This is a genomic window from Paenisporosarcina sp. TG20, assembly GCF_000286315.1.
In the GTDB taxonomy this organism is placed as follows: domain Bacteria; phylum Bacillota; class Bacilli; order Bacillales_A; family Planococcaceae; genus Paenisporosarcina.
This window is the reverse complement of the sequence record NZ_ALJG01000210.1, coordinates 1-9,884: the sequence shown is the minus strand read 5'-3', so window position 1 is coordinate 9,884 and position 9,884 is coordinate 1. Positions and strand designations below refer to the sequence as shown.

The following is a 9,884-nucleotide window of genomic DNA, read 5'->3' as shown; positions in this document are numbered from 1 at the left end:
CCTCAGGCCAACAGGATGTTGGCCCGCGAAGGCGTTGCCTCGCGTTGAGGCGTTCTTAGCCTTTTGTTCCATTGTGCGCTAATGCGGGGTCTCGTCTGTCTCGCTTCCCCCGTTGGAGTCACTTGGTTCTTGGCACTCTATAGTCATATACTTTCCGCAAAAAAAGCGAGTCACTCACAAAGAGTCAACTCGCTTTATCTCATTGACCAGATTGTTTAATCCAGTCTTGTAATTTATCTTTTAAAGAATTGAAACCTTCTGCATCCTTCTCGTCAACACGTGCTTGTAATGATTTTTTCGGCTTATCTTCTTTACGTAAAACCGGTGGTCGTTCTTGTAAAGCACGAATCGAAAGACTAATTTTTCCTGCTTTTTCGTCAATTTCAAGTACTTTCACTTCTAATTCTTGCCCAACTGACAAGAATTCACTTACTTCTTTCACATAACCATATGTGATTTCAGAAATATGAACAAGACCTTGAGTCTCTTCATCTAATGCTACAAATGCGCCATACGGTTGAACGCCTGTTACTTTTCCTGAGATTACTTCTCCAACTTCATACTTCTTAGTCATATAATCGCTCCTAGTTTTGGATATATACCTATCTACCTTAAGGCCATAGAGGATTATAACACAAACTAGCAATTAATTCAATAAATTCAATCTTTGAATCCACAAGTTCATCTTCAAATTATCAATATTTTATGCTGGCTAAAGTACATTAAGAGTTTCACCTTTACCTTTACCTTTCTATTAGTCTAGGTAACTGTATGCGTTCAATTACAACTTATTTCCTAGGCAATAAAAATATCGCATGATTTACGAGCAAATCATACGATAAGTAGTTATTATTTTTCCGACTTACTGGAATGGCATGATACGAACGCGCCAACCGTCATGTGTTTTACGCATTTGAAATCCTTTACGCGTTTCTTCACCTGTTATAAATTTATCTTTCAGGTCAAAATATACTACCGAATCGTATTCGTCGTATACACCCGCCACTCCATTTGGTGTATATTCATAGGACTTAAATTGTTCTTTCCAGTCCATTCTTTGAACGTTTGAATCACTTGAAAACTCTTCGAAAGTTGGCGTTATATAATTGTCTCCTTTTACCAATAATTCATATTGTGTCTTCATATCATTTTGCATTAATGCTTCCAAATAAACGCCAGCCACAATAAATGGTTCTTCGTTTGCTAATGTCTCAAAATCATACGTATCATTAAATTTATTATATACGTTTTGGACTTTACTAATGAAAGTAGTACCAATACTGCCCTCGAGTGGTTCTTCATAACTTGTTTCTGTAATACTTAGACTAACCTGCCAAACTCCAGCTTCATTACGAATAACAGGGATAGACATGATTACTTTTTCATCTTTCAAAACCTCAACAGTTCCGTGATATTCACCATTCTGTTTAATCGTTATTCTATCATTGTATCCTAGTGAAGATGCTCCCACGGGAATCAAGTCAGGAATTTCTCCTGATGCTAGCAAATCTTTCATCAAACCCATCCCTTCATATGGATGAATTAAGTTGTACATGATTTCAGGGACATCTACTTGTTGTGCATAATCGTAAAGGACAACCGTTTCAATTGGCGTTAAGTTGTCATAATTATATCCCCCTCCACCATCCATAGTCGGATTCTTCAAGAAGGCATGTGCTTGCTGTTGCATTTCACTATTTGGCCAACTTATTGTCATTGATTTTTCTCCTGAGTCATTCGCAGGCATAAGCGCTTCAAGTTCTCCTATTTCGGCTAAGCGAAAAACTTCTTGTAAATTTTTAAACTCCAATGTTTCATAGGTTTTATTAACAGTCCAATCCTCATTGCTTAGCGAATCGAACGATGGTTTAATAAAATACTTAATTGGCGATACACCATGCATTGCACGTAAATAGCCCCATGCATTACGAAACTCTTCTTTAATCTGTCTATTTTCAACGACTTGTGTGTTGGTTGATCCAAAAATCAGCGTATATGCAATATCTTCATAGTAAGATTTTGTAATGCTATACATGGCATTTTGAGTTGTCATACTTAAAAGTGTCTGTTCAATTTGCCCAAGTATTTGGGCTGATTCTTGAGGTGTATAAACCAGTTCCCCACCGTTAGTAAATGGTGCTGCATCTTTAATTGCGAACAAGTCAATTGCAGGTTTTATAACTATACCTATAAGATTAAACATTGTACCATGCATATCGAATTCTGCAATATACCCTTTTTTATCTGGAGCGACTTTAATAGCAATCGATTGTTTCGGAGCATTCGTTAACATAGACTCAACAGGTTTAGGCAAATCCCTGCGATTCGCGTATAAATAATCAGCGTCAAGCTCACCGTTCATTTTTGCTGTGTTCATAATTTCACTATGCTCTTCAATTGTTAAGTTGTAGACAAAAGTCAAATGATCTATTTTAGTATTTAAATCATCGATAAAAGCCATACTCTCTTCTTCATTCATTTCCCCCTCTTGCGATGCTTCCTCTATCATTTCATTTGGTAACTTTAAATAATCAATAACTTGTGCGTAGCGGTCCTCAAGGCTTCGATTACTATATCTACTTTCTAAGCTATCGGGATGTATATTTAGAGCGAAAAGTTGGTCCGCCATACCGACAAATCCCAACTCGTTAAAATGTTCATCCGACATCCCTAACATTTCTTGTCGTTTCTTACGTTCTTGTTGGTAATCTTCTTCTAACTTCTTGATGTCATTGGCATCATATTCAGATACTGGTTCGTCTCCTTGCTCTTTCCCGTCATTCATAAACGATGCACTCAATAGACCAATTATAAAAACACTTGCTAAACTAACGGCCCACACACTCACTTTTTGCCATTTTGATGCCACCGGTTTTGTGAATTGTTTCACTTCTTTTTGTTGTTTTCCTTCTTCCTCGATTTTACTAAGAACATCGTCCGCATTAAATTTAGAAGGGACACGTTCGTATGACTTTTTTAATAGGTTCATCTGTTGTTCAAATTCTTTATCTTCCATATTCAGCCCCTCCTTTTAATGCTAATGTAGACTTCAGTTGAGCTTTTGCACGTAGCAATCTGGTTTTGACCGTCGATAGAGGAATATTTATAACGTCTGCAATTTGCTCATAAGTGAGTTCTTGAAAATAGTATAAGATAATCGGAATACGATATTTTTCTTCTAATAATTGGATTGCTTGATGGAGCTCATAATCTTCTTCAAAAATCAGCACTTTAGATTCAGCAGATTTTGAAGGCACTATAGAATTCGTATCTTTTTGCAATTTATTTCCCTTGTCTTTTTCACGATTCTCTTTTCGGTAATAATCTCGTGCAGTATTTAGTGTTATTTTGTATAACCACGTCGTAAATCGGTCACGATGAAATTGATGAAGGAATCTATATAGCTTAATAAATACTTCTTGTGTCACGTCTTGCACATCATCTACATTGACACCACACTGAAATGCAAACTTTTCAACTGTCCTGTGATGAAGATTCATCAAATCACCGTAAGCACTCATGTCACCTTGTTGTGCTTTTTCAATTAACTCAAGTTCTCCCATGAGTCCCCCTCGCTCTCTCTGTTCTAGTAGTGATACGAAACTATTGTTCTTATTGTTTCAAAAAGTAATATTCTTTTTCGCTTATGTCGTGTAATATTAGAAAAAATCTTTACAGTTAGAAGGAGTTGTACACCGTGGCAAAACGCGATCATTTCGGATCAAAAATCGGCTTCATACTCGCCGCAGCAGGAAGTGCGATTGGACTTGGAGCCATATGGAAATTTCCATACATGGCTGGAACAAACGGTGGTAGCGTCTTTGTCTTGTTATTTATCATCAGTACATTGTTAATTGGGTTACCAATTCTTCTGGCAGAATTTGTTATTGGCCGTAAAGGACAGGCAGATGCTGTAACAAGTCTTAAAAAGCTAGCACCAAGAAAAAAGTGGTTTTTAATTGGTTGGTCAGGTTTCTTCTTTTCATTCATTATTTTATCATTTTACAGTGTCGTAGGTGGATGGATTTTATCGTATCTCGGTAGAGCTTTACTCTTTAAGTTTGATAATAAAGGAGATAGTTACTACGCAGATTTGTTTGGGTCAGTTATTTCAAACCCTATGGAAGTCTTGATTGGACAAGCTATCTTTATGATTCTGACGGTAGTTATTGTAAGTGGTGGTATAAAAGGTGGTATTGAACGAGCAAGTCGCATCATGATGCCAGCCTTATTACTATTCTTTATCGTGTTGGTTGTTCGTTCATTAACATTAGATGGTGCCATGGAAGGCGTCAAATTCATGTTTGTGCCCGACTGGTCTTACTTTAATGCACAAACAATGCTAGTTGCTTTGGGCCAAGCATTTTTCTCACTTAGTGTTGGTGTAGCTGGAATGATGACTTACGCTTCTTATTTGCCTAAGGATCAGAAGTTAGGTAACTCGGCTTTCAGTGTTTCTATGTTAAATATCGGAATTTCAATAATGGCTGGTTTAGTTATTTTCCCAGCAGTTTTTGCATTAGGTTATTCTCCAAACGAAGGTCCTGGACTTGTATTTATCATTTTACCAGCCGTGTTTGAGCAATTACCATTCGGCGCTTTCTTTATGCTTCTTTTCTTCATCTTATTATTATTTGCAACATTAACATCTTCAATTTCAATGTTAGAAATAGTTGTATCCATTGGAATAAAAAATGCATACGATAAACGTAAGCGTGCTGCTTGGATTTATGGTTTTATGATTTTCTTAGTGGGTATTCCAAGTGCTTTATCTTTTGGTGTGTTTTCTGAGACTAAAATTTTTGGGAAAACATTCTTTGACTTTGCTGATTTTTTAACTAGTAGTATCGGGTTACCACTAGGAGCATTATTAGTTTCCATTTTCGCTGGTTATATATTGAAAAAATCAGAGACTGAAATCGAATTAAATATTTCTCCATTATCGTTCGTCATATGGCATTTTCTAGTAAGATATTTAGCACCTTTGGCGATTATCATCATTTTCATTAATGCCATTATTTCTATTGTCCAAGGATAAAGAGATGCAGGATGCTTTATTGAGTCATATTTTTAATTGCTATGATAAAATAGCTTTAAGCATATGCTTTATAAATGGAAAGGAGTGCATGAAAGTGAATCAAAAATTTCATACTCAACTTCGCTTATTGCGTGAAGAACAAAGAATGACTTTAGATGAGTTAGCATTGAAAGCACGAATTGGTAAAGGTAAATTAGAACAATATGAAGCTGGGACAGAAGTTCCATCAGTACCAACCATTTTAAAGTTATCAAACGCACTCGAAGTTCCTGCTTCTAATCTGTTAGATGGACTTCAAATAAACCAATAAAAAACCTTTCGCTCTAGGCGAAAGGTTTTTTTATTAAACGATACAATTAGATTCAAATTTAACAGCGATTAATTTATACGCGATTTGAACACATTTTTCAATAGGTATCCATTGTTCAAACGAATGCTCATAAACTACTTGAATACGTTTTGCTAATTCTGTTGGATGATCAATTCCTTGAAGGTCTGCTACAACGTCAGCTGCTTCGGTATCATACGCTTCAGATCCCAAATTAAAAGGATCCCACAACTGAAGTATTTTTACTGCTTTACGGTTCATCTCGATATTTTCCATGATTACTCACCTTTTAGTTTTTCTTTAATAAAAATATGATAACATATTGTTTAACTCCTCCCCACTTAAATGTTACGCATTTTTATATAGGGTTCATGTACAAGCCCATTAGTTAGTTCAGAGGCTAGCAATCTCGTCGCACAGACATTCAACGAATTTCTTGAATTCTAAGACCTTACGATTTCATCCCTTACCCAACTTAAATCGTTAGGAAGAATGTCCTCGTATTTTATTATAAAAAAGGAAAGAAGGAATGATTATGACTATTTTTGAACATGAAATTAATCGCCGTGAAACGCGTTCTGTCAAATGGGGTTTAATGGAGATGATTTATGGAATTGATGATGCTACTGACATTTTGCCAATGTGGGTAGCAGATATGGATTTTCCCGCCCCTAAAGCTGTAATCGATGCATTACATGAACGAATTGAACATCCTATTTTTGGCTATTCATACATATGTGAAGCGTGTAAGACTGCCATTCAAAACTGGCTTTTAAACCGCCATGGATGGAAACCACAGCGGGAATGGATGATATTTCACCATGGTGTTATTCCTGCAATGGCTTCGGTTATTGAAACTTTCACTCAACAAGGAGATCGTATTTTAATAACACCACCAGTTTATCCACCATTCTTTTCTCTTCCTGAAAGACTCGGTCGTCAATTGGTGGAAAGCTTATTGGTCGAAGAAAATGGTGAATATAAGTTTGACTTTCTTTCTTTTGAAGAACAGTTAAAACAGGGTGTAAAACTATTTATTCTTTGTAATCCTCATAACCCAGGTGGAATTGTCTGGTCAAAGGAAACATTACAAGAAATCATTAGATTATGCTCGAAATATAATACACTCATATTATCTGACGAAATCCATTGCGACATAGTTTTCCCTGAACATCAACATATACCGCTTGCCTCGATAGCCGATAATGAAGTGGATCGTATTATCACATGTGTAGCACCTACAAAAACGTTCAATCTGGCAGGTATTCAAGCAGCGGTAACGATTATAACTGATCCTACGAAACGTAAAAAATTAAAAGAACATGCACTTGCTCATGGACAAATGGAACTAAGTCCATTTGCGGCAACTGCACTACAAGCCGCGTATGAACATGGTGGAGAATGGTTAGATGAATTATTAGAAGTTCTGTCGTCTCATATGAATTATGTTATTGAAGAAGTTACAAAAGCAGTTCCCGGAGTGAAAATAAAAAAACCCCAAGGCACATACTTATTATGGATAGATTATCGGGAGACTGGTTTATCTGAAGAAGTTGTTATGGATTTACTATTAAATAAAGGTAAACTTGCATTAGTGGCGGGTTCACAATATGGAGAAGTCGGAAGAGGATTTTTAAGAATGAATGTCGCTTGTCCTCGAACAATTCTTGAAGATGGCGTAAATCGTTTTATTACTGCTTTGACATAAATACGTCTAGTATAGTTACTCCTGTACTGTTAAAAAGGTGCAATAATTTTAGTTTGCAGTTGAAAAGGAGATTCCAACCTATATCAACACGGTTACCGGGGCGCTTCGGACGGCAAACCTAATGCACCATAATCTCAAGAATAAAAGGGATGAGCAAAGGTTTCACTTTGCTCATCCTTTTTTAAATTTCGGCAGACACATCTCTTTAACCAATGATTTGGATCGCCGTGCGAATAGACACTGATTTTATATAAAGACGCCGCCGAAGATACATTTTCAACATAAAAACAGATGAAGAAAAACGACTCGTTTTTCTTCACCTGTTTTATTTGAGTGACTTAATAGATCGGCAACTTTTAATTTTGGTTTTCATTTTGTTTTTGTAATTTACGCTCACGTAACACGCGTTCTTCTAATTCTTTTGTCTTTTCTTCTTGCTGTTTTGATTTTTTCACAATCCAACGAAACACTAGAACACAGATGACTGCAAAAATTACAAACTCAATAGCAGCTGGAATATAGGATGATTTATCTTCTGGAAAATACAGAAAATTGATTATCCATGCGTTCATTTGGAACACTTCCTAACTTATTTTTGAAGAACTTCGATTGATTCGATCTTTATGTCTTCTAATGGTTTGTCGTTCGCATTTCTTTTAACTGTAGTCATCTTGTCTATCACATCTAAGCCCTCGATTACTTGTCCAAATACAGTGTGTTTGTTGTCTAACCAAGGAGTTCCTCCATTTGCTTCATATGCTTCGATGATCTCTGCTGGATAGCCAGCACCCTTCAACTGTTTAAGCATCCCTGCATCAACACTACTTGCTTGAACGATAAAGAATTGACTTCCATTAGTTCCTGGACCAGCATTAGCCATTGATAAAGCACCACGAAGATTGAAAGCTTTATCAGAAAACTCATCTTCAAAAGTTGAACCGAAAATGCTTTCTCCTCCCATACCAGTTCCAGTAGGATCGCCACCTTGAACCATAAAGTCTTTAATAATACGGTGGAAAATAATACCGTCATAATATCCGTTTTCTGCATGTGTTATAAAATTTTCTACTGTTTTAGGAGCAACCTCTGGAAACAGCTTAATTTTAATTGGTCCCATTGTTGTGTTCATTACGACTAACGCTTCATTTGATGATACTTCTTTTGATAATTGTGGGTACATAGTTATCTCTCCCTCAGTTTTGTTTGTTTGTGTTGTTTGTGTTGTTTCTTCAATCATTTCTTCTGACTTCTCTGGTGGGACACTACCGCATCCAGCTAACAGAATAAATAGGCTAGATAATATCAGCCATGCTCTAATTTTCATATTCACTTCACCCTAAAATAGTTTATCATATTCTGTTCATTTTTACAGTAATTAAGACACCTCTTCCTTCGTTAGGCGAAATGATTTATAATAAACAATTATATGTTACTTTTCGAAAGGATACGAAAGAAGGAATTTAATATGAAAACTCAAAAACGAAATTTCTATATTATGTTGATATCAAACTTTCTAGTTGCAGGAACAGCAACAATGATTATGCCATTTTTATCGCTTTATATAGATACAATGGGGAATTTTTCAGACTCTTATGTACAGAAATGGTCAGGTCTAGTGTTTGGCATCACTTTCGTTTCTGCATTTCTGATGTCACCCATTTGGGGTCGCATTGCGGATCGTTTTGGATATAAACCAATATTGATAATTACCGGATTTGGTATATCCATTAGCATTTTACTGATGGGATTTGTACATTCTGTCGAAGCATTTTTCTTTTTACGTTTATTTATGGGTATAGTCACAGGTTTTATTCCAACATCACTTGCATTTATTAGTTCACAAACAGCTAAAGAAGTCGCAGGTAAAACTCTTGGAACCCTTCAAATGGGTAGTGTTTCAGGTACTTTATTCGGACCTGTTATAGGGGGCTTACTAGCAGATTCTTTCGGATTTCAATATACATTCGTCATAACTTCCGTGGTTATTGCCATTGCAGCCTTACTTGTTATGTTTGGTATAAAAGAGACGAAAAGAATCCCTGCAGCGGACGCCCATGTCTATTCTCGTAAAACTGTATTATCAGGAATCATTCACCATAGGCTTGTGTTTCACGTCATGATTATCACTGCATTGATTCAAATTGGAAACTTTAGCATACAACCGCTTCTCTCTCTATATGTTTCGAGTTTAACGGATTCTTCTCAAATAACTTTACTTGCTGGAATTACATTTAGTGCAGCTGGTGTCGGAAATTTATTATTTGCTAGAAGGTGGGGACAACTTGGTGATTCAATCGGATATGAGAAAGTATTAAGCGCATTGCTCATATTAGCATTTCTATTTATTATTCCCCAAGCTTTCGTTACTGAACTTTGGCAATTGATCGCCTTAAGGTTTTTATTCGGAATCGCGCTTGGCGGTTTGATACCTGTCACAACTGCATTGGTCAGAAGGGAATCGCCAATTGAAATACAAGGGGAAATGATGGGGTATAATACGAGTTTCCGTTTCTTTGGGAATATCATTGGTCCGATGTTTGGTGGGATTGTCAGTGGCTATATTGGTATCTCCTCAGTATTCTTTGTAACGGGTGCATTATTTCTTGTTTCATATTTCGTTTTAACCTCAACACGGAAAAAACCAGAACAAGATTTTGAAGAAGTGTTATTAAACGAAGAAACACAACAACAAGCTTAAATAAGAAAAACTGGGCAAAGTACGCCCGGTCCTTTAAGACAAATGATTTAAGTATTAGTCTAGAAGGACATTCCATATAGTATCGACTATGGTTTCCGGTATAATTTCCGTT

10 protein-coding genes are annotated in these 9,884 nt (G+C 36.4%); 4 read left to right on the top strand and 6 right to left on the bottom strand.

From position 1 onward, the window contains the following. Positions 1–199: 199 nt before the first annotated feature. The 3 genes from yugI to B371_RS0104260 form a co-directional block, all read right to left on the bottom strand. Complete coding sequence (gene yugI, locus B371_RS0104270) at positions 200–574, bottom strand: S1 domain-containing post-transcriptional regulator GSP13 (protein WP_019413068.1); 375 nt, start codon at positions 572–574, stop codon at positions 200–202. Positions 575–862: 288 nt separating this feature from the next. Beyond that, the gene (locus B371_RS0104265) at positions 863–3,016 is read right to left on the bottom strand and encodes a hypothetical protein (RefSeq protein ID WP_019413067.1); all 2,154 of its coding nucleotides are present in this window, start codon (positions 3,014–3,016) and stop codon (positions 863–865) included. Then, entirely contained in the window at positions 3,006–3,563 is a 558-nt protein-coding gene (locus tag B371_RS0104260) for an RNA polymerase sigma factor (protein WP_019413066.1), read from the bottom strand. Before B371_RS0104260 ends, B371_RS0104265 begins: the two co-directional genes overlap by 11 nt. A gap of 134 nt (positions 3,564–3,697) precedes the next feature. Between B371_RS0104260 and B371_RS0104255 the strand changes: the two genes are divergently transcribed. Both B371_RS0104255 and B371_RS0104250 read left to right on the top strand, forming a co-directional pair. After that, complete coding sequence (locus B371_RS0104255) at positions 3,698–5,038, top strand: sodium-dependent transporter (protein ID WP_019413065.1); 1,341 nt, start codon at positions 3,698–3,700, stop codon at positions 5,036–5,038. A 94-nt stretch (positions 5,039–5,132) separates the two neighbouring features. Continuing rightward, positions 5,133–5,348, top strand: coding sequence for a helix-turn-helix domain-containing protein (locus tag B371_RS0104250; protein WP_019413064.1), 216 nt, complete (start codon positions 5,133–5,135; stop codon positions 5,346–5,348). Positions 5,349–5,381: 33 nt separating this feature from the next. Here the strand turns inward: B371_RS0104250 and B371_RS0104245 are convergent, their stop codons facing one another. Beyond that, entirely contained in the window at positions 5,382–5,642 is a 261-nt protein-coding gene (locus B371_RS0104245) for a DUF1871 family protein (RefSeq protein WP_019413063.1), read from the bottom strand. A 259-nt stretch (positions 5,643–5,901) separates the two neighbouring features. On the opposite strand from B371_RS0104245, the gene B371_RS0104240 reads away from it, so the two are divergent. Continuing rightward, positions 5,902–7,074, top strand: a complete 1,173-nt coding sequence (locus B371_RS0104240) for a MalY/PatB family protein (RefSeq protein WP_019413062.1) — start codon at positions 5,902–5,904, stop codon at positions 7,072–7,074. Positions 7,075–7,430: 356 nt separating this feature from the next. Here the strand turns inward: B371_RS0104240 and B371_RS0104235 are convergent, their stop codons facing one another. Then, complete coding sequence (locus tag B371_RS0104235; RefSeq protein ID WP_019413061.1) at positions 7,431–7,646, bottom strand: hypothetical protein; 216 nt, start codon at positions 7,644–7,646, stop codon at positions 7,431–7,433. A 17-nt stretch (positions 7,647–7,663) separates the two neighbouring features. Beyond that, positions 7,664–8,254: a peptidylprolyl isomerase gene (locus tag B371_RS0104230; RefSeq protein WP_026022962.1), complete on the bottom strand. Its 591-nt coding sequence runs from the start codon at positions 8,252–8,254 to the stop codon at positions 7,664–7,666. Between the two features lie 285 nt (positions 8,255–8,539). On the opposite strand from B371_RS0104230, the gene B371_RS0104225 reads away from it, so the two are divergent. Beyond that, on the top strand, positions 8,540–9,772 hold the full coding sequence (locus B371_RS0104225) for an MFS transporter (protein WP_019413059.1): 1,233 nt from the start codon (positions 8,540–8,542) through the stop codon (positions 9,770–9,772). Positions 9,773–9,884 lie beyond the last annotated feature (112 nt).